Annotated in this window: 19 protein-coding genes and 1 pseudogene; 5 read left to right on the forward strand and 15 right to left on the reverse strand. The window is 63.4% G+C overall.

Annotated elements, in window-relative coordinates:
* Nucleotides 1-51 precede the first annotated feature (51 nt).
* Both NCG91_RS24700 and NCG91_RS24705 read right to left on the reverse strand, forming a co-directional pair.
* Nucleotides 52-1,314, reverse strand: coding sequence for a DEAD/DEAH box helicase (locus tag NCG91_RS24700; protein WP_251351604.1), 1,263 nt, complete (start codon nucleotides 1,312-1,314; stop codon nucleotides 52-54).
* Nucleotides 1,315-1,537: 223 nt separating this feature from the next.
* The gene (locus NCG91_RS24705) at nucleotides 1,538-2,596 is read right to left on the reverse strand and encodes an Lnb N-terminal periplasmic domain-containing protein (RefSeq protein ID WP_251351605.1); all 1,059 of its coding nucleotides are present in this window, start codon (nucleotides 2,594-2,596) and stop codon (nucleotides 1,538-1,540) included.
* A gap of 183 nt (nucleotides 2,597-2,779) precedes the next feature.
* Here NCG91_RS24705 and NCG91_RS24710 point away from each other — a divergent pair, with 183 nt between their 5' ends.
* Nucleotides 2,780-3,484: a hypothetical protein gene (locus NCG91_RS24710; protein ID WP_251351606.1), complete on the forward strand. Its 705-nt coding sequence runs from the start codon at nucleotides 2,780-2,782 to the stop codon at nucleotides 3,482-3,484.
* Between the two features lie 2 nt (nucleotides 3,485-3,486).
* On the opposite strand, the gene NCG91_RS24715 is transcribed toward NCG91_RS24710, so the two are convergent.
* Entirely contained in the window at nucleotides 3,487-4,656 is a 1,170-nt protein-coding gene (locus NCG91_RS24715; RefSeq protein WP_251351607.1) for a mandelate racemase/muconate lactonizing enzyme family protein, read from the reverse strand.
* A 97-nt stretch (nucleotides 4,657-4,753) separates the two neighbouring features.
* Here NCG91_RS24715 and NCG91_RS24720 point away from each other — a divergent pair, with 97 nt between their 5' ends.
* Together NCG91_RS24720 and motA are read left to right on the forward strand one after the other, a co-directional pair.
* Entirely contained in the window at nucleotides 4,754-5,713 is a 960-nt protein-coding gene (locus tag NCG91_RS24720) for a LysR family transcriptional regulator (protein WP_251351608.1), read from the forward strand.
* Between the two features lie 3 nt (nucleotides 5,714-5,716).
* Complete coding sequence (motA, locus tag NCG91_RS24725; RefSeq protein ID WP_077406831.1) at nucleotides 5,717-6,580, forward strand: flagellar motor stator protein MotA; 864 nt, start codon at nucleotides 5,717-5,719, stop codon at nucleotides 6,578-6,580.
* A 27-nt stretch (nucleotides 6,581-6,607) separates the two neighbouring features.
* On the opposite strand, the gene NCG91_RS24730 is transcribed toward motA, so the two are convergent.
* The 7 genes and pseudogenes from NCG91_RS24730 to NCG91_RS24760 all read right to left on the reverse strand — a co-directional run bounded on the left by NCG91_RS24730 (nucleotide 6,608) and on the right by NCG91_RS24760 (nucleotide 13,885).
* Nucleotides 6,608-7,006 carry a VOC family protein gene (locus tag NCG91_RS24730; protein WP_251351609.1) on the reverse strand — a complete coding sequence of 133 codons (399 nt, stop codon included), beginning with the start codon at nucleotides 7,004-7,006 and terminating at the stop codon, nucleotides 6,608-6,610.
* 147 nt (nucleotides 7,007-7,153) lie between these two features.
* Entirely contained in the window at nucleotides 7,154-8,620 is a 1,467-nt protein-coding gene (locus NCG91_RS24735; protein WP_251351610.1) for an aminotransferase-like domain-containing protein, read from the reverse strand.
* Between the two features lie 10 nt (nucleotides 8,621-8,630).
* On the reverse strand, nucleotides 8,631-9,215 hold the full coding sequence (locus NCG91_RS24740; protein ID WP_251351611.1) for a LysE family translocator: 585 nt from the start codon (nucleotides 9,213-9,215) through the stop codon (nucleotides 8,631-8,633).
* A 177-nt stretch (nucleotides 9,216-9,392) separates the two neighbouring features.
* Nucleotides 9,393-9,878 (reverse strand): MarR family winged helix-turn-helix transcriptional regulator, encoded by a 486-nt coding sequence (locus tag NCG91_RS24745; RefSeq protein WP_251351612.1) that lies wholly within the window; start codon nucleotides 9,876-9,878, stop codon nucleotides 9,393-9,395.
* Complete coding sequence (locus tag NCG91_RS24750; protein WP_251351613.1) at nucleotides 9,871-11,202, reverse strand: S41 family peptidase; 1,332 nt, start codon at nucleotides 11,200-11,202, stop codon at nucleotides 9,871-9,873. The genes NCG91_RS24745 and NCG91_RS24750 overlap by 8 nt, the downstream gene beginning before the upstream one ends.
* A gap of 325 nt (nucleotides 11,203-11,527) precedes the next feature.
* Nucleotides 11,528-13,174, reverse strand: a pseudogene (locus tag NCG91_RS24755) (DUF4153 domain-containing protein); the annotation flags it as partial.
* 273 nt (nucleotides 13,175-13,447) lie between these two features.
* Nucleotides 13,448-13,885 (reverse strand): hypothetical protein, encoded by a 438-nt coding sequence (locus NCG91_RS24760; RefSeq protein ID WP_251351615.1) that lies wholly within the window; start codon nucleotides 13,883-13,885, stop codon nucleotides 13,448-13,450.
* Nucleotides 13,886-13,967: 82 nt separating this feature from the next.
* Here NCG91_RS24760 and NCG91_RS24765 point away from each other — a divergent pair, with 82 nt between their 5' ends.
* Complete coding sequence (locus tag NCG91_RS24765) at nucleotides 13,968-14,357, forward strand: MerR family transcriptional regulator (RefSeq protein WP_251351616.1); 390 nt, start codon at nucleotides 13,968-13,970, stop codon at nucleotides 14,355-14,357.
* 58 nt (nucleotides 14,358-14,415) lie between these two features.
* Here NCG91_RS24765 and NCG91_RS24770 read toward each other — a convergent pair whose 3' ends face one another.
* The 3 genes from NCG91_RS24770 to NCG91_RS24780 form a co-directional block, all read right to left on the reverse strand.
* A complete protein-coding gene (locus NCG91_RS24770) occupies nucleotides 14,416-15,057 on the reverse strand; it encodes a choice-of-anchor C family PEP-CTERM protein (RefSeq protein ID WP_251351617.1) in 642 nt (213 codons plus the stop codon).
* A gap of 156 nt (nucleotides 15,058-15,213) precedes the next feature.
* On the reverse strand, nucleotides 15,214-15,708 hold the full coding sequence (gene rraA / locus NCG91_RS24775; protein WP_035820358.1) for a ribonuclease E activity regulator RraA: 495 nt from the start codon (nucleotides 15,706-15,708) through the stop codon (nucleotides 15,214-15,216).
* Nucleotides 15,709-15,740: 32 nt separating this feature from the next.
* Nucleotides 15,741-16,976, reverse strand: coding sequence for an MFS transporter (locus NCG91_RS24780; RefSeq protein ID WP_251351618.1), 1,236 nt, complete (start codon nucleotides 16,974-16,976; stop codon nucleotides 15,741-15,743).
* Between the two features lie 100 nt (nucleotides 16,977-17,076).
* On the opposite strand from NCG91_RS24780, the gene NCG91_RS24785 reads away from it, so the two are divergent.
* Complete coding sequence (locus tag NCG91_RS24785; RefSeq protein WP_180278731.1) at nucleotides 17,077-17,877, forward strand: AraC family transcriptional regulator; 801 nt, start codon at nucleotides 17,077-17,079, stop codon at nucleotides 17,875-17,877.
* Nucleotides 17,878-17,989: 112 nt separating this feature from the next.
* Here NCG91_RS24785 and fliD read toward each other — a convergent pair whose 3' ends face one another.
* On the reverse strand, nucleotides 17,990-19,375 hold the full coding sequence (gene fliD, locus NCG91_RS24790; RefSeq protein ID WP_251351619.1) for a flagellar filament capping protein FliD: 1,386 nt from the start codon (nucleotides 19,373-19,375) through the stop codon (nucleotides 17,990-17,992).
* Between the two features lie 229 nt (nucleotides 19,376-19,604).
* The gene (locus NCG91_RS24795; RefSeq protein ID WP_305056307.1) at nucleotides 19,605-19,925 is read right to left on the reverse strand and encodes a PilZ domain-containing protein; all 321 of its coding nucleotides are present in this window, start codon (nucleotides 19,923-19,925) and stop codon (nucleotides 19,605-19,607) included.
* Nucleotides 19,926-20,103: the final 178 nt, after the last annotated feature.

The following is a 20,103-nucleotide window of genomic DNA, read 5'->3' on the forward strand; positions in this document are numbered from 1 at the left end:
CTTAGTCCGGGAAACGTGGCCGTTCAAGCGGCTAGCGCACATAAGGTGGATTTAATTGCCCTCGGCCGCCTTCGCCGCCAGGGCCGCCGCTTCGCGCAATTTGTCCTTTTTGCTCTTGCGCGCACCCTTTACGCCGCCGTTGACCGTATCGGTGACGGGATGCACGGGCGCGGGCAGCTCCGTCGGCTCGAAACCGGCCACCACTTCGCGCACGATGCGCAAGTCGTTGCGGTTTTCGATCAAACGGAAATGCGCTTCCGTATCGGCCGTCACGAAACTGATGGCCGTGCCGCTTTCACCGGCGCGGCCCGTGCGGCCGATGCGGTGCGTGTAGTCGACGGCCGAACGGGGCAAGTCATAGTTGACGACGGCCGGCAGGCCGGCGATGTCGATGCCGCGCGCGGCCACGTCGGTGGCCACCAGCACCTGCAAGCGGCACGCCTTGAAGTCGGCCAGCAGCTGGCTGCGCGTGCCCTGGCTGAATTCGCCGTGGAAGGCGCCCACGTGCAGGCCAGCGCGCTGCAGCTTGTCGGCCACGTGTTCGGCCGCGTACTTGGTGGCGACGAACACCAGCACGCGCTCCCACTGCTGCTGCAGGATCAGGTAGCGCAGCAGCTGCGTGCGGCGCGGCACGTCCACCGTGATGGCGCGCTGCACGATGTCGGGCTTGTCCTGCGGTTCGGACGCCACTTCGATGCGCACGGGTTCGCTGAGCAGGCCGTCGGCCAGCGCCTGCACGTTGTCGGGGAAGGTGGCGGAGAAGAACAGGTTTTGCCGCTGCTTGGGCAGCAGCGCCAGGATGGCGTTGATCTCTTCGCTGAAACCCATGTCGAGCAAACGGTCGGCTTCATCCAGGACGAACAGCGACACGCCGCCCAGTTTGACGGCATTCTGGCGCACCAGGTCCAGCAGGCGGCCCGGCGTGGCGACGACGATATCGGCGCCGCCGCGCAAATCCATCATCTGCGGATTGATCGACACGCCGCCGAACAGCACGGAAATCTTCAGTTTGATCGGCAGCGGCTTGGCCAGCGCGTGCACCGTCTGCCCCACCTGCGCCGCCAGCTCGCGCGTGGGCACGAGGATCAGCGCGCGCACCTGGCGCGGGCCGGAAACGGGCGCCATCAGCGCCTGCAGCAGCGGCAGCGCATAGGCGGCCGTCTTGCCGGAACCCGTCTGCGCCGCGCCCAGCACGTCGCTGCCGCGCAGGATGGCGGGAATGGCGGCCGCCTGGATGGCCGTCGGCGCGGCATAGCCGGCCTTGTCGACGGCGCGGACCAGGGCGGGAATCAGACCCAGTGAGGAAAATGGCATAGCGGGCCTTCTTATTATTTAGTCATGAAGTGAGACCGGCCGCAATGTGCGGCCGGTCGGGATAGCGACAGTATAAAGCAATGACAGATAACGCCCAACCAAGCCTACTGCGCGTCGGCATAGGCGGCCTGCGATGCTCACTGTACTAAAGTACAGTTCCGCTTCTCGACCACCTCTTCCTTCCGCTCGCTACGGTTTGGTTGGACGTTGTGCTGCAAGTTGATTACTGCCTGGGCATTTGCAGCTTCGGGTGGCCCGTTTCATCGTAGCCCGGCATGCCGCGGCGGATCGCATGCGAAAAGTCCGCGTCGTCGTTGGCCGCCCGCGCGCGCGCCGTGACGTGGCCGCCATCGCGCAGCTGCTGGAAGGTCTGGCCGGGCACCAGGCCCTTGACGTCGAACAGGTAGCGGTCCAGGTAGCCCGAAGCCATCAGCCGGTAGTCGAGCGGCAGGCCCGGCACGATGCGGCGCACCATCTCGAAGACGATGGTGGTGCAGTTGGCCGTCAGGGTGTTGTAGAACTGCGGCTGGTTCTTCAGCGATTGCGCTTCGTCCAGGTAGGCGAGGAACAGCGAGCGCATGGCCGCCTTGGGCATCATCACGCGGTACAGATGCATGTCCTCGCCCCGCGCATTCGTGCGCACGCGCAGGATGTCGCGCTCGTCGGCGGCGATCAGGCTCATCTCGAAATGCTTGAAAAAGCCGCCGATGGCGGAAAAGCTCTCGCCCTTTTCCTTGCGGATTTCGATGGAAAACGTCAAAAAGCGCCCGTCCGCAAAGCCGAACGAGATCAGGGTGTGCGCAATGTACGGCCCCGTCCAGTACGACAGCGCCGTGTCCACCGTGCGCAGTTCGTCGAGGTCGTAGCTGCGCCGTTCCCACTTGACCGTGTAGTCGTCATCGCTGCGCCAGTCGAAATTGCGCACATTGTCCAGGGTGACGGTGTTGCCCTTGACCGTGCCCGTGACGTTGCGCGCCACATCGTCGGCCCACACGCGCTGCTGCTTCGGCGTGATCAGGCTCCACCACAGGAGCAGCAGGAGAAACCCGGCCGCATACGGCAGCAGCACGCGCGCATCGCCGCGCGTCCACCACAGCGCGACGCTGGCCACGCCCAGCGCGCCCCACAGCAGCGCGCCGACGGCTTGCGCGGCCGTGCCGCCGGACAGCTGGTACCACAGCGCCAGCGCGCCCCACAGTGCGGTCGACAGGAGAATCAGGGAAACGGCCATTTTGCCGATACTGCCCAGCACGGAGCGGGCACGATGTGATAAGAAAGTCATGCCGCAATTATAGGGCCAAGCGCAGGAACAGGTACGTTCAGGCAAGTACCGCGGCAACAGGCCCCGACGGCGCAATCATTGCTTGCCTGCTAATTTATTTCATGAGAGCATATTGCCAAAATAAAATGTATAGACAAGGTGGCCTGTCACGGCGGCGGCGCCTTGGCTTTCCCAGGAGATACCTTGCAACCCCCTTCCCTGTACGCCCTTGCCGGCAGCCTCAATTCCCTCTTCATCGTCGTCAGCCTGTACGGGCTGTGGTCGCAGCTGCAAAAAATCTGGCAGCGCAAGCGCGATGCCGGCATCGGCGCCGGCAAGACGACCGACATCCTGTCCATCAACCAGTTCACCGTCAGCTTCCTCGCGTATTGCGCGTTCTTTGTGTACGGCTATTCGATCACGCCGTTCAACCACTACATCGTCTGGCCCCGTTTGATCGCCTCGCTGATCGCGCTGGCCATCCTGTATGAAATCCACCGCGACCGCCGCAGCTTGACATCGCGCAATGCGCTGCTGGCCTGCGCACTGCTGCTGGGCGCGGGCATGGCGGGGCTGGCCTTCGGCCCCACCTTCAGCGATGAAAAGCGCGTGATCTCGCAAGGCCTGCTCGTCGCCGTCACCGTGCTGCTGGCGCAGGGCTACGCGCACCAGATCCGCTTGATCTGGCGCTCGGGCAAGACGGGCGCCGTCTCCCTGAAAATGAGCCAGTTCATCCTGGCGATGGATGCCAGCACCATCTTCTTCGCCTGCGTCATGGGGCTGGAAACGGGCTGGCCCCTGCTGCTGCTGGCCTGCGTCAGCGCCACGACCAAGCTGATCATCATGTGGCTGTTCCGCTGGGAAAAGAGCAGCCCCGCCGCACAGATGAAACGCCAGGCGCCGGCCTGAGCCTATTGCCCGCTCAGCGCGCGCATTTCCGCATACAGGTTCGCCTTGCCCTCGAAGCCGATGCCGACCAGGTCCGGCATGGTGATGTGGCCGTTTTCCACTCTGACGCCGTCGGGGAAGCCGCCGAACGGCTGGAACAGATCGGGATACGATTCATTGCCGCCCAGGCCCAGGCCGGCCGCGATATTCAGGGACATCTGGTGGCCGCCGTGCGGAATGCAGCGGCTGCGCGACCAGCCGTGCTGCTGCAACATGTCCAGGGTGCGCAGGTATTCCACCAGGCCGTAGCTGAGGGCGCAGTCGAACTGCAGCCAGTCGCGGTCGGCGCGCATGCCGCCGTAGCGGATCAGGTTGCGCGCATCCTGCATGGAAAACAGGTTTTCGCCCGTCGCCATCGGCTTGTCGTAATAGCTGCGCAAGGTCGCCTGCAGCTCGAAGTCGAGCGGATCGCCCGCCTCCTCGTACCAGAACAGGTCGTACTGGCGCAGCGCCTTGGCGTAGGCGATCGACGTGTCGAGGTCGAAACGGCCGTTGGCATCCACGCACAGCTTCTGGCCATCCTGCAGCACGTCCATGATGGCGTCGATGCGGCGCAAGTCTTCGTCCAGCGAAGCGCCGCCGATCTTTTTCTTGACCACCGTGTAGCCGCGGTCGACATAGCTGCGCATCTCGTCCTGCAGGGCGGACAGGCTCTGGCCCGGGTAGTAATAGCCGCCGGCCGCATACACGAACACTTGTTTGTCCGGCACGCCCGTGCCGTGGCGCTCGGCCAGCAGCTGGAACAGGGGCTTGCGCTCGATCTTCGCCACGGCATCCCAGATGGCCATGTCGATGGTGCCGATGGCCACCGAGCGCTCGCCATGGCCGCCCGGCTTTTCATTGGTGTACATGCAATCCCATACCTTGTGCGGGTCGAGATTGGCGCCGTCATCCGTCACGAGGCTGGCGGGATCGGCGTCGAGGATGCGGGGAATGAAGCGCTCGCGCATCAGCATGCCCTGGCCGTAGCGGCCATTCGAATTGAAGCCGTAGCCGACGACGGGCTTGCCGTCGCGCATCACATCCGTGACGACGGCCACCAGGCTTAACGTCATCTTGGTGAAATCGATGTAGGCGTTGCGGATGGGGGAAGAGATGGGGATGGTCTTTTCGCGGATCTCGACGATTTTCATGCGGGTCTCCTGTGCTTGAATGGTGACGCCAGCTTAACCGCGATATACAGTCGTATAATCGATAGCAATTTAAACCATTCTTCACTTGAAGTTAATAATGAAAAGCGACGCCACCACGGAAATGGCCTTCTTTGTGCTGCTGGCCAAGCTGGGCAGCCTGTCGGCCACGGCGCGCGAACTGGGCATCACGCCGCCCGCCGTCAGCAAGCGTCTGCAGCTGATGGAGCAGCGCCTGGGCGTGCGCCTGCTGAACCGCAGCACGCGGCGCATCAGCCTGACGGGAGACGGCGAAAGTTATTTGCAGCAGGCGCGGCAAATCCTCGACGATATCCGCGCCATGGAAGAGTCGCTGGCCAGCGGCAGCGCCGAACCGCGCGGGCTGCTGCGCGTGAATGCCACCTTGGGTTTCGGCCGCACGGTGATCGCGCCCCTGCTGTCGCAATTCGCCCTGCGCCACCCGCAGCTGGAAGTGCAGCTGCAACTGACGGACAGCCCCATCAACCTGGTCGAGCAGGCGTACGACCTGGGCATCCGCTTCGGCGACTTGCCCGACACGCGTTTGTCGGCGCGCAAGATCATGTCGAACCGGCGCTTCCTGTGCGCCTCGCCCGCCTACCTGCAGGCGCACGGCACGCCGCACACCCCGGACGAGCTGGCGCAGCACCGCTGCATCGTGCACCGGCAAAACGATGACGCCTACGGCATCTGGCGCTTGAGCAAAGGGCGTGCCACCCACACTGTGAAGGTGCGCGGCACGGTGGCCAGCAACGATGGCGACGTGGTGCTGGGCTGGGCCCTGGACGGGCACGGCATCCTGCTGCGCTCGGAATGGGACCTGGCCCGCTACCTCGACAGCGGCCGCCTGCGCGTTGTGCTGGACGATTACGCGCTGGCGCCGGCCGACCTGTACGCCTATTATCCGAGCCGTCACCAATTGCCCGCCAAAGTGCGCGCTTTTATCAATTTTCTCATCCAGCAATTGCAGCCGGACGCGGCTACCGCAGGCAAATCGGGTTACACTACAATATTGCGATATGGCAATATTATGAAGGAGTAGGTTTTGCTAGTCATACTCGGATTTCTCGTCGTGCTGTTTTCCGTCTTCGGCGGCTTCGCCATGCAGGGCGGCCATTTGGCGGCCCTGTTCCAGCCGCTGGAACTGCTGATGATCGGCGGCGCGGCGCTGGGCACCTTCTTTGTCGGCAACGACGCCAAGGCCATCCGCGCCACGTTCGCGGCCATCCCCACCCTGTTCCACGGCTCGCAATACACGAAGGCCCGCTATATGGAACTGATGGGACTAATGTATGAAATCCTCAGCAAGATCCGCAAGGAAGGCTTGATGTCGGTCGAGGACGATATCGACGACCCGTACCGCAGCCCCATCTTCGTGAAATACCCGTACACGCTCGGTGACGAGCACATCCTGGAATTCATTACCGATTATCTGCGCCTGATGGTGTCGGGCAATATGGATGCTTATCAGATCGAAAACCTGATGGATAACGAGATCGAGACGCACCACGAAGATGCGGAAATGCCGATCCAGACGATTTCGCAGCTGGCCGACGCCATGCCCGCCTTCGGCATCGTGGCCGCCGTGATGGGCGTGGTGCACACGATGGCGTCCGTCGGCTTGCCGCCGGCCGAGCTGGGCGTGCTGATCGCGCAGGCGCTGGTGGGCACCTTCATCGGCATCCTGCTGGCCTATGGCTTCATCGCGCCGCTGGCCAGCTTGCTGCGCCGCAAGCACCATGAAACGGCAAAGATGTACCAGTGCGTGAAAGTGACCCTGCTGGCCAGCCTGAACGGCTATGCCCCGGCGCTGGCCGTGGAATTCGGCCGCAAGGTCATTTCCGCCACGGAACGCCCCTCGTTCAGCGAACTGGAAAACCACGTGCGCCAGGTGCGCACGAAAAACTGATCCGGCCTGTTCCGCTTGCTCGGCGCTTCAGGCTTCCGGCGCCGTCCAGACCAGGTTCCACAGGTGGCCATCGATATCCTCGAAGCCCTGGTCGTACATGAAGCCATGGTCTTCCGGCGGATGCGGTATGCGGCCACCGGCGGCCTTGGCCCTGGTGATCAGGCTGTCCACCTCTTCCCGGCTTTCGCAACTGAGGCAAATGACCACTTCATTGGCCTCCTTTGCCTTCGCCACCGGCTTGCCGATCAGGGACTGGAAGAAGGCTTCGGTCGTCAGCATGGCCTGGATGGTGTCGTCGACGATGTTCATGAAGGCCGCGTTCTCGCCGCTGAAGCGGGAATTGAAGGTAAAGCCGAGGGCGGAAAAGAAGGCCCTGGATTTCTCCAGGTCCTTCACGGGCAGGTTGAGGATGATCTGTTTGTTCATGGCGCTTCCTTATTTCCCTGGTGAAAGTGGAATGGACAACCGGTGCGCCGTCCCGGCGACGGGTGGCGGCACACCAAATTGACACGCTGGCGAAAAAAGAACCCCTCCAGAATATCAACAAATGACAAGGAAAGGCGCAGACCATGCTCAGGGCTTGCCGCCGAGGCTGGCGGCGGCGCTGGCGCGGGCCAGGCTTGAGCGTGCGCCAGCCACCGCGCGCAGGCGTTCTTCAAGGTAGGCGCTCACGCGGGGATGCTGGCTGAAGGCGACGTTGAAGCGGATGTGCTGGTCGGGCGTGTCGTTGGCCGAGAACGCGGCGCCGCGCATCAGCAGGATCTTGTTGCGGTAGGCGTCCTGCACCAGCAAGTCCACGTCCAGCCCTTCGGGCATGCTGCCCCACAGGAAAATGCCGGCGTCGCCGGGCTGCTCGAACAGCACGCCGGCCGCGCTCAATTGCCGCGTGCTGGCGTTGCGCGCCACCATGATCTTGCGTTGCAGCCGCTCCAGGTGCTTGCGCAGGTTGCCGGCCTTGAGCACTTCCAGCAAAACGTATTCGTTCAGCGCAGGCAAAGTCATGATGGCGTGAATCTTGGTGCGCATCAGCAGCTTGAGCAGGGCGGGCGCCGCGGCCAGGTAGCCCATGCGCAGGGCCGGGCTCAGCGCCTTGCACAGGCTGGAGTAGTAGATCACGCCGTCCAGCCCGGACAGCGATGCCAGCCGCGTGCTGTGGCCCGGCTGGAAATGGCCATGCACGTCATCTTCGGCGATCAGGAAGCCATGCTGCTGCGCCATGATCAGCACCTTGTGCAGATTGGCGGCGCTGCTGCTCCACCCGGTGGGGTTGTGCAAGGCCGTCTGCACGAACAGCAGGCGCGGACGGTGCGCGCGGCAGGCCGCTTCCAGCTCGTCCAGGTCGAGGCCATCGGGGCGGCGCCTGATGGGCACCAGGCGCACGCCATCCTGGCGCAGCCTGCCGAACATCAGGAAATATCCGGGGTCTTCCACCAGCACCGTATCGCCGGGCTGCAGAAACGTGCGGCAGATCAGATCGATTGCATGGGTGCCGCCGAACGTGGTGAGGATGTGGCTGGCGTCCGCGGCGACGCCGATGCCGCGCAACAGCAGCGCGATCTGCTCGCGCAGTTCGGCCAGCCCTTGCGGCGGACAGCGCGAGGCCATGCCGGCCGCGCTGCGCGCCAGGCCGCGCTGGACGGCGGCCGCCGGCAGCGCATCCTGCAGCCAGGTGGGCGGCAAGGCGCCGCTGCTGGCCAATATCACGCCCGGACGCTGGTCGTTCACTTGCTGGCTCAGCCACACCGGCTCCTGCTCCTGGCCCGCTTCCAGCGCCACCTCGTCGGGAATGGCGCTGCCGGCGTCAGCTGGCGTGCAGACGAAGAAGCCCGTCGTGCCGTGGGTATCGATGACGCCTGCGGCCACCAGCCTGTCATACGCCACCACCACGGTGTTGGTGCTCACCGCGAGCTGCGTGGCGAGCTGGCGGATCGACGGCAGCCTGGTCCCGCCGGGCAGGACGCGTTGCGCGATCTGCTGGCGCAATGCGGCCTCGATCTGCTGGAACAGGGCGATGGGCGAGGAGCGGTCGATGGCGAACATGGGTGGCAGTCTAACGCAAAAACAGCACGGCGAGGACCAGCAGGACGGCCCCCATCGCCAGATTGAAGATGCGCTGGTTGCGGGGCGCTTTCAGCACGCTGCGGATCGAGACGCCGAACAGCGCCCACATGGCGTTGCACGGCGTGCCCACCACGGTGCCGGTCACGGACACCAGCAGCGCGCTGGCGAGCATATTGCCCTGCGCAGGCATGAAGACGGACGCCATGGTGACCGCCTTGAGCCAGCTCTTGGGGTTCAGCGCCTGAAACAGCGCCGCCTGCGCAAACGACACGGCCTTCGGCGCGCTGCTTCCCGCCACCGAGGCGCCGGCCAGCTTCCAGGCCAGGAATATCAGGTACAGCGCGCCCGCGACCCGCAGCACCTGCTGCGCCATCGGATACGCGACGAACACGCTGCCCAGCCCCACGCACATGAGCACGGTCTGCACGAAGATGCCGGCCTGGATGCCGAGGATCACCGGCAGCGCACCGCGATAGCCGAAATTGGCGCCGGTGGTGGCCAGCATGACGTTATTCGGCCCGGGCGTGGCGGACATCACGAAGCAATAGCTCATCAGGGGCAAGAGTTCGGTCATGGCAGGCAATCGCAGCGTGGAGAAGGCCCCAGTCTAGAAGCGCGGCACGCCAGGGACAAGGCACAAGGCGACGCATACAAGCACATGCTGTATCAGTCGAACGACTGCTACAGCGGCCCCCCGCCCGGACAAGCATGCGGAAAGCTCTGCTCGCGGCCTGAAGCGGAACCGTCTGCGTCAGCCCGGGGAATCGATGCGTTTGTCCAGCGGCTTCGCGTGGAGGGCATCGGCGGCCCGATCCACGAATTGCCTGACGTCCCCCACCTCGGCAAACAAGCCGGCATAGGCCGCCCGTATCAGCACCGTGCACTGCCCGAATTTCGCCAGCTGCGACAAACCCTCATCAGTGGGCATGAATATCCGTCGCCGGGCATCATTGTCATCGTTCCGATGCTGTATCAGGCCCAGGCGGAGCAGCTTGGGTATCTTTTGCATGACCAGCTGGTGCGAATGTCCGAGTTCGCGCGCCAGGTCCGAGGCGGAGGCCGTGCCGAGCGTCGCAAGAACAGTCATCAGCGAACACGAACGCACCGGGATGACGATCCCCATCGTGTCGAAGACGCTCTTGGATTGCTCAGCGATCAGGACGCTCAGCCGTTCGACGGCGCGGCCGAGAAACACGGCGTCATCGATCGCGGCCGGGTGAGGTGTCTTCTCAGTCAAGGCGCTTGTACCTCTGGATGCTGCCGTCCTGGTTCACGCGTTCCAGCGCCGTCACTTTCCCACGCGAAACATTCAAGCGGTATCGAAAATCCGACACGCCTTCCACCGCGAACAGGTCGGGACCGATCGGCTCCAGCGCGACGCGAAACCGGTCGCGCCAGATAGTGTAGAGCGTGCCCTTGTCCAGGACGATCTGGCGGCCTTCATATTTTCCGGCGGCTTGCGTCAACAGCCCGACATCGACATGCGGGCGCTCGATCGCTGCCGTCAAGCCGGGGAGCAGCCAGGCAAGTTCGGTTCGCCTGGCCTCATCGGTCTTCGCCAGATGTTCAAGCGCCAGCTTGTGCGCCAGAGGCAGCGCGCGGATGGACGGGCTTGGAATATCGGGTTGCACGCCGGTTCCTTCGAAATCGCCATGCTCCACGGGATCCTGGATCTGGCCGATCGGCACTTGCACGAAGAAATCGTCGTTGAGCGGCTTGCGCGCCACCGGATGCGCACCACCGGCGGTGCGCTCCCCGATCAGTGTCGCTCGCCCGAGCTTCTTCATCGCATAGGAAAACCATTCTGCGGAGGAAAACGACGTGGAGCCGGTCAGGATATACACGGGCTTGTCCACCATGCGCTTGCCCGGCAAGCCCGGCAACACCCATTGCCCGCGCTGGATACGCTTGCCATCCTCATTATAGTAATAGTCGAAGAGCAGCTGGTCTTTCTCGCTGGAGAAGAAATAGCTCGCCAGAAACTGCGCCATTTCCAGATGCCCACCATTGTTATAGCGCAAATCGATGATGAGGGCGTCCGTATTGCCGACGAAGCGCATAACGGACGCCGCCGTATCATGGGCAAGTTCCGGATCGGCAAAATAGCTGAAGCGTAGGTAGCCGATGTTTCCCTTCAGGCGAGCGACCTCATCGAAACCGAAATTGGTCTCCTCCAGCCGGCTCAATTCCTCTTTTCGTATCTTGGCCTTGAGCGTCGGGTTGGCCTTTGCCTTGAATTCCGCGATCCATGCTGGGTCGGCGCCCACGAAGAAATGCAGGTCGCCGCTGACTTTGACGAGGTCGTCCGTCAGCTTGCCCGCAAACTCTGCCTGCGTCGTCGCCGAGTCATAATCGCCCTTGGTCAGATGTTCCTGAAGCACCGGCGCAATTTTTCTTGCGATGTCCGGAAACGCGTAGTTTGCATTCAAGGTGCTATTGAGGGAGGCGATGATCTCGCTCTTTTCATTGCGCGAAAGGCCAGGCTCCCCGGCAAAAGCGCCCGGTGCGCACAGGATGGACAAGGCCGACAGCGTTTGAAGCAGACATAAGTGATAACGCATTCTGATGTTCCCCCCTCGGTGAGATTCAATCATACAATATATTGCGCAACATATTGCAGAAAAATTAAATCACCTCGGTGAGGAAAATAAACAACCTCCGCTTCCGTCCGATCTGCTCTCGCCAGAAGGGGGCTTCGGCCAGCGCCGTCAGATTCAACGCTTCAGTGGCAGCCTCCGGCCGGCCATCGTCATTCGCAGCTTCCGCCGATACGGGACCGTCGCAATGATTCAGTGCACGACCTTGCTGCCTTCAGGGCACGCTGGCGGTTCCATCCCGCGCTGCAAGCCGCGCTACAAACCCCGCTGCGCGCCCGCTTCCTGCCATCTACGGGACCGGCGCCGTCTCGTCCGGGCAGCTGACCTCGTCCTCCGGTGTATACAAGGTCATCGGCACGCGCTGGCCGTCCACTTCCAGCTCGCGTACCTTCGGCGGCACCAGCTGGAACTGGCCCGCTTGCAGCTTCTCGCGCAGGGGCTTGCAGCGCAGGGCATCGGTGGGGATTTGCCCGCGCGCCGTCCAGCTGCCGTCTTCTTTTTCCGCCAGCAACACCGACGAGGCGCGCGGATCATTGCTGATCAGCAACACGTCCTGCTTGCCGTCGCCATCGAAATCCAGCAGGTAGGCGTCGCACTGCGGCCCTGCCCGCTTCAAGCAGGCGGGCAGGCGCCAGGCGGGGCCCACTTGCGTCCAGTCCTGGCGCAGGAAACTGTCCGGCAGCTTCGCCGTCGCCGGACGCAGGGTCAGGTTGATCGACACGTCGCTCAGCGCGCCCGTCTCGTCGAGGCGATTCTGGCGCTTGAGCATGGCGTCGGCGCGCGCCCGCACGATGGCCGCATCCGGGCCCGTCGTGCGTTTCGTCAATTCCTGCAGGGCCGCCTGGCCATAGCGGGCACCCTGGAAGCGCAGGTATTCGAAATCGAACTTGTCCACGCCAACCTTGCCGCTGTCCAGGCGCGCCATCTGGCTGGCCACGGAAATGCGCGCCGGGTCCGCCAGCGGCGAAAACAGGGCAAACAGCACCAGCAGGGTCACAAAGGCGGTGGCCACGTTGACGTTGGCGATCAGGTGCAGCCAGTCGCCATACTTGCTGGCCGCCCAGGCATAGCCGGCGGCGTAGCAGGTGGCGACCAGCAGGCAGGCGGCCGCGATCAGGCGGTCGGACGTCCAGCCGTGCGACATCACGCGCAAGGTCAGCGCGTAGATGGCGATGCCCACCACCCACGGCAGCAGCAGGCAGGCCAGACGCGTGCCCAGGCGGATGCCGCGCGCCACGCCATGGCCCACTTCGCCATTCTGGAAGGCGGCATTGATCAGCACCACCAGCACGCCGGCCATGCCCAGCAGCACGGACGCCGCATGGCGCGTGGCCCACAGGCGCTCGAAGCCGATGAAAGGCAAGGTCAGCAGGAAACCGGAGACGAGCACGGCGGCGATCGGCATCAGCCACGACAGCAGCACCAGCAGCAAGGTGCGGATGCCGCGCACGATGGATGGGCGCACGTCCGTGATATGGATGGCAAAGGAAAACGCGAAGCAGATGACGGGAATCACGAACCAGGCCTGGCCCAGCAGCTTTTTCAGGAAACTGAGCTTAATCAGCAGGAACAATTGCCCGCCCAGCCACAGCACCAGCCACAGGCCCAGCACGAACAGCAGGGAAAACAGCAGCTGGATACCCAGCTTCCAGGCGATTTCAAAGTAGGTCGGGTAGCGGGCGATGCGCCGGCCATCCTGGGCGCTGGCCAGCACCAGCGCGTGGGCGATATAAAACCCCACCACGCAAAAACCGAACAGCTGGGCCGAAATCACGCGCAGCGGCGCGCCCGGCTTGTAGTTGCCCCAAATCACATGCTCGGCGCCGCGCGCCACGTCGTGCCAGGCCAGCACGGCCAGCACGACGGCCGCGCCGGCCATCCACAGGGCGATGCGCTTGAGCGACATGTGGCCCAGGCTGGATACCAGCAGGATGGGCAACAGCAAGCTGATCAGCATCAACGGGCCCAGCAGATAGGCTTCCGTGGCAGGCCACACCTTGTCTTGCGCCGTGCTGTACAGCCAGTACAGCAGCAAACCTTGCAGCAGGCCCGTCACCAGGCGCGTCACCGCGATACGCGGCGCCACCACCGGATCGAGCAACGCCATGTTTTTTCCTACGGCATCCTGCTGCATAGTCATTCCCTTAATAGTCGTTCATTGCAGTCATTGTTGCACTGCGAGCACGGCCATTATTGCATTTCGTTATCGTCATCTCAACAGCGATTCGCGCGCGCCCCCTTCCCGCCCACCCTCGCTGCGGCGCACCGGCAAGCTTTGCGCGAGGCCCCAGGCCAGCTCCGGCACGAGGAATAGCCACAGCAGAGGCTGGCCCGTCATGAGCAAGGCCCACGCCATCCAGGTGGAAAACAGGTAGCGGGCCACCGCGTCGTAGCGGCCGAAGCGCGGCTGCGGATCGAGCATGCGCAGCACCGACCAGACCATCACCACGCTGCCCAGCAAGCTGCTGATGAGCAAATGCAAGGGTTCGAACACTGGCAGTGGCGCGCCGCCCAGGGCCAGGTTGATGGCGTTCAAGTGCTCGCGCAGCAGCAAAAACGTCCACGGCGTGGTAAACGGGGCAATCATGAGCACATCGTAAATGGCGCTGGCGCGCACCACGCGGCGGAAGGCGGAAACGGACAACATGGCAACTCCTGTGTATGGAAAGCATCCATTCTCAAGGCTGGAGTACACTCCATGGTCAAGCATTTTATGAAGGAATATTTCCATGCAGATCGGCGAGATGGCGCAGGCGACGGGCTTGAGCCGCGACACCCTGCGCTTCTATGAAAAGCGGGGCTTGCTGCGCGCGCGGCGCGGCGCGAATGGCTACCGCGACTATCCGCCCGAGGCGGCGGACTGGCTGCGCTACCTGCGCACGGCGCAGCAGCTGGGTTTTACGCTGGCGGAAATCGAGGCCGACATGCCGCTGCTGGCCGGCGCAGGCGATCCAGCCATGGCGGAACTGCTGCGCGCGGCGCTGGCGCGCAAGCTGGCCGACATCGATGCGCGCATCGCCGGCTTGACGCAGTTGCGCGGCGAACTGGCGCGGCGGATGGAGCCGCAGGCGGCCGCCTGTCCGTTGCGGGGAGATGCCGATGCAGCACCAGCTCCCTGAAAAACAAAAACCGCCTGGGCATGGCCGCAGGCGGTTTTGACGTGGCGCAAGGCTGAAATTACTTGGCGGCCTTGCGGCGGCGCAGGAAACCCATCAGGCCCAGGCCGGCCAGCAGCATGGCGTAGGTTTCCGGTTCCGGCACGGCGGCCATCACGGAAACATTGTCGATCACGGCGCCCGAGTAATTGTCGAACGGCGTGCCGGCCTTGGCGGCGCTGGCAAACGACAGGGTCGCCAGGCCCGTGGAAGCGGCCGTGAAGCTCAGGGTGTTGCTGTACAAGGTATTCGAGGCGGCGGCCGTCGAGTAGAAATCCCCCACCACGCCACCGAAATTGACGCTCACGCCCTGGCCTGCGGGGCCGCCGGAATTGCGCGCCATGTCAAAAGTCAGGCTGTAGGTCTGGCCGGCAACGACGCTGAAATTTTGCGACAGGAAACCCGGACCTGGCGTACCCAGCAAATCGACGCTGTAGCCGTTGATGGCGTTATACGCATTGCGGATCAGGTCGACGGAACTGGCGCCCACGGTCCAGCCCGTGATGGCCGACGAACCGCTGTTGACGACTTTAAAGCCGCTGTCGAAGGTATAGCCGGAAGCAACTGTTTCAAAATTGCCATTCGTGATCAGGTTGACGGGGCTGGCGCTGGCAGTGCCGGCAGCAAACAGGGCGACAACGGCTGCGATGGTGGCGATTTTCATGAGTTGATTTCCTTGCCTTATTGGCATTAAAGTTACCTTAAGTGAAATCATATCTCAGCCAGGATGAAAATCCAAGAACTTTGCAAAAATATATTTAATGTGAGCAATTTGCAACGTCTTCAGGCGCCCGTCCCCCTTCCTCCGGAGGGCGACACCTCAATCAAGCTCTTGCCGCGCCACCAGGATGCCATCCGCATCGGCGTAGATCCAGTCGCCCGGATGCACGGCCACGCCGCTGATCTGCACGCGCACGTCGCGCTGGCCGGCGCCCGTCTTGTTGCTCTTGCGCGGATGCGTGGCCAGGGCGCGCACGCCGATCTGGCAGACATTGATTTCCTCGCTGTCGCGGATGCAGCCATCGACGACGATGCCGGCCCAGCCGTTGCTTTCGGCCAACACGCCCAGCTGGCCGCCCACCAGCGCGCGGCGCAGGCTGCCGCCGCCATCGATCACCAGCACATGGCCCTGGCCCGGCGTTTCCAGGGTGCTGCGCACGAGGGCGTTGTCTTCGAACACGTGCAAGGTGGTGGCGGGGCCGCTGAAGCGCACGCGCTGGCCGAAGGCCCGGTACACGGGCGGCAGCACGGCCAGGGTGCCGTCGTCCAGCATGGCTGCATAGTCGTCGCACAGGTCGGTGGTGGCAAAGGTCATGGGGATTCCTTTCGTGGCAGATGGCAACGATTCTATGCCTTTTGCAGCGCCGCGGCACGTGTTTTGCCGCCCACGCCCACGGCCGTGGCGATCGCCAGCGCCTGGAACAGGCCGATGAAGACGAACAGCATGGCCGGATGGTCGCCATCCATCAGCGCGCCAAAGAACAAAGGACCCACGGCCAGGCCGCTGTCGAGGCCCGAATACACGACGCCATACACGCGCCCGGTGGCATTCTTCGGCGCGGCCGCGCGTATCATCAGGTCGCGCGACGGCCCCGCCACGCCCGACATCAGGCCGATGGCGCCCATCAGGACCACCGCGCCCCAGGCCGGCACGACGGCCATGGCCAGCAGCACGGCCAGCAGCGCGGCGGCGGCAAAGGCGATCGCCACGTTGCGGTCCGGCTGCTTGCTGCGCGCGCCCACCACGCCGCCGGCCAGCATGCCCACGGCCGAGGCCAGCATATAGGCCGTGTAGGCGCTCGTGGCCAGCGCCAGGCTCATGCCGTACAGCTTGACGAGGGCCACGCTGGCAAAGCTCTGGATGCCGCCCAGGGCGATGGCGGTAATGAAGAAGAAGGCAAAGCACATCCACACGGCAGGCAGGCGCAGGAAGTCCAGCGTGCCTTCGCCGCCCGCGGCCTGGCCCGGCGCGGCCTGTTTCACGGGTTCGGGGCGGATGGCGTGGCGGTTCAGGAACAGGATCAGCAGCACGCCGAACGGCAGCACGGCCGCGCATTGCAAGGCCACCCGCCAGTCGTAGTTGGTGGCGACATACGTCATGAACAGGGGCGCCAGGGCCCAGCCGATATTGCCGCTGATGCCATGCACGGAAAAGCCGTACGCCACGCGGGCCGCCGACACGCGCTGGTTGAGGATCGTGTAGTCGGCCGGATGGAACACGCTGTTGCCCATGCCGGCCAGCATGGCGCCCAGCATCAGCGCCGCATAGCTGTGGGCGGTGGACAGAGCCAGCGCCGACACGCCCAGCAAGAAAATACCGGAAAACAGCACGGCACGCGCGCCGAAACGGTCGACGACGAAGCCGGCCAGCGCCTGCCCCACGCCCGAGATGATGAAAAACACCGTCATCAGCAAGCCCAGTTCCGCATACGACAGGTCGAAGGCGGGTTTCAGCCAGACGAACAGGGCCGCGAGGATCAGGTGATAAAAGTGCGACACGCCATGCGCCAGCCCCACCAGGGCGATGACGCGCGCATCGCCGCGCAAGGTGGGAAGTCCGGATGCCGAGTTAGTTGTTATCATGTCATACCCTGTCTTATACTGGTGAAGCTCAAGTGTATGCAAAATACCATCGTCTGTTTTCCGACAGAACGACATAATTTATCGAATTAAGGCCAAGCTGATGGGTGTACCTATCCTCCACCATACCCGCATGTGTCCGCCACGGGAAGCGCCCAGCGCCACCATTCCCGTGACCATGATCGCGCGCGACCTGCAACCCGATGAATTTTTATTGCCTCACAGCCACCCATGGGGACAGGTCACGATGGCGCTCGAAGGCGTGCTGCGCATCACCGCCAACAACAGCAGCTGGGTGCTGCCGCCCATGCGCGCCATCTGGATCGCGCCCAACGTGGAGCATGCCGTCACGATACTGGAAAAGACCCGCTTGCGCCCCCTGTGCATCCATGCCGCGCGCGCGCCCTTTGCGGGCCACGATTGCAAGGTGCTGGAAGTATCGAATTTGCTGCGCCAGCTGATCATGGCGCTGGAACAGCTGGATCCGGGGCAGGAACCGGCGCGCGAGGCGCTGCTGGCCGAACTGATCCTCGACGAATTGAAACGCTCGGCCACGCGCCCCATCCGCGTGCCCTTGCCGGGCGACAAGCGCCTGAAAAGCCTGTGCGACAGCCTGATCGAGAAACCGGGCTTGAACCAGACCCTGGAACACTGGGCGCAGCAGGTCGGCGCCTCGGAGCGTACCCTGGCGCGGCTGTTCGAACGGGAATTGGGCATGAGTTTTGGCCAGTGGCGCCAGCAAGTGCGCCTGGCGCACGCGGCGCCCCTGATCGCGCGCGGCGTACCCCTGTCGCAAGTGGCCGAAGAACTGGGCTACGCCAGCCAGTCGGCCTTTTCCGCCATGTTCAAGAAGACTTTCGGCAGTTCGCCGTCGGCCTTCTTTGCCCAGGGCGACAGAATCTAGCCAACTGGAAAGCGCGCCGATACAGCGCTCAGGGCAAGGCGCAGCGCCGCAGGCAGTACGCTGGCACGGCAAGGCGATGCAACGCCGCCATGGGCGCTTTAGCGGTGCGCTCTCAAGCCATGAAGTCGAACAGGGAATTCTTGCCGGTATAACCCGGCAAGGCCGAGTTCGTTCCCATCTGTTCCTGCGCGGAATACGCTTTCACCAGCGCCTGCGCCTGGGCCGTCAGCGCCTTGGCCAGCACGGCTTTCTTGTTGGTGAGCGTCGTGATGTCTTTGCCGACCGTCTGCACTTCCTTGCGGATGATGCTCGTTTCACCCGTCAGCTCGCCGATCTTGGTGGCGAACTGGTCCGCCACACCCTTGCCGTTATTCGTGAACATCTTGCTGACGGCGTCCGGATCGGCCGCGATGGCGGCCTTGAGTTTTTTGTCGTCGAGCACCAGCTCGCCGCTCTTGCCCAGGGTCACGCCGGCGCTGCCCAGCACCGACGATGGCACGCCCGTGCTGGCCGTGCGCAGCACTTGTTCCATCTGTGAGCGCACTTGCCCCAGGGCCGTGTCGGACTTCAAGTCGCCCTGCTGCAGGCTCTGCAGCTTGCTGTTGAGTTCATTGTAGGCCGTGACGAAGCTGGCCACGTTGCTGGCGATCTGGCTGCTGTCCTTGGCGATGACGAGGTCGGTCGTGCCTTTTTTCTTCAATTCGATGGTGGCGCCCTCGACGGCCGTCGTCAGGGTATTCGTGGCGCTCTTGATTTCCTTGCCGTCGACGGTCAGCAGCGCATCCTGCGCGGCGGCCGTCTGCTGCATGCCCTTGCCGGCGCCGGGCGCATAGCTGAGCAGATTGCTGACGGCCGCGTCGCCGGACACGCTGATGCGCATGCTGCTGTCGGCGCCGCTCTTGCCATTGATGGCCAGCGAATAGCCATCGGCGCCCTTGACCACGCTGGCGTCGACGCCCTGCTGCTTGAGCGCGGCGGCGATGCCGTCGAGGCTATTGTTGCTGCTGTCGATGGTCACCGCAATGATCTTGCCGCTGCCGGGCGTAAATTGCTTGCCGTCGGCCGAGCCCACTTCGATCTTGACCAGCGCGGGCGCACCGGTGCCGATGGCCGCGCTCGAGGATTTCTGCGCGCCGCTGAGCAAGGTCTGTCCCTGCGCCAGTTGCTTGACGTTCATTTCATGGCTGCCGCTGACCGCCTTGTCGGTGGTGGTGGCGCTCAGCACATCCTTGCTGCTGGACGTGGCCGACGTGGCCAGGCCGCTGCCGGCCATGTTCTTGGCCACGGTCTGGAATTTCGCCAGCGCCGATTGCAGCTGGCCCAGGCCCGAGAACTTGGCCTGGTCGCGCGCCAGGCTGGCGTTGAGCTTGACGACGCCCGTGTTTTGCGACTGCATCTGGCGCTCCACCTTCGCATACACATCGGCCGAGATATTGCCCTGCGTCGTCTGCTGCGTGTTATTGGTGTAGGCCCTGCTGTTGATGGTCGAATTAAACATGGTAGGCGCTCCCGTCGGGTATAAGGTCATGGCGCACGGTTCAGGTCGTGACCGTGCTGCGCTGGAAACGGACGGCAGGCGCGCGTGGCGCGGCAAGGTCCCTCTTCTGGTTGATAATTATGCAGTATTACCGGAATATCAAAACAGCGAACAGAACAGGTTTTTCCTGACTGCAAACCCATATGCACCATTTTAGCGCAATCACTTGCCGTTTATCTTCGGACGTGCCTCAGCGCATGAATTTCGAAATGGCGCTGCTGACGGCCATGTCCAGCTGCTGGAAAGTGAGTCCCACCTTGAAACCGGCACTGCTGAAAATACAGTGCGAGACGGCCACGCGCGCCTCGATGATGTGCGCCGCGCCATCGTAAAACAATTCGAACAGCACCTTGCCCTTCTTGCCTGTCGGCACCGGTTCCGCGATGACGGCCGACATGCCGCCCGGTCCCACATCGAGGGTGCGCGCGGCCACGGGACCCGCGCCCTCCATTACCAACATTGCCTTGGCACGCAATATCTTGCGTGCGCCCTGCCTTTGCTCAACTGACACTGTATTCCGCTTCTCTATCTATGCATTGTCGATGCGGATGCGCGAGGCGCATCCATCGGACAAATATTATAGTTCTAAACGGAAATTTTGTTTGACTTGTCTCAATCTTGGCATTTAAACCATACCAAGCCAAACCTTTAAACACCTAGCATAACCGTAGCGAGCGGAAGTGAGTTGT

The organism is Janthinobacterium kumbetense (assembly GCF_023703445.1).
GTDB lineage: Bacteria > Pseudomonadota > Gammaproteobacteria > Burkholderiales > Burkholderiaceae_D > Janthinobacterium > Janthinobacterium kumbetense.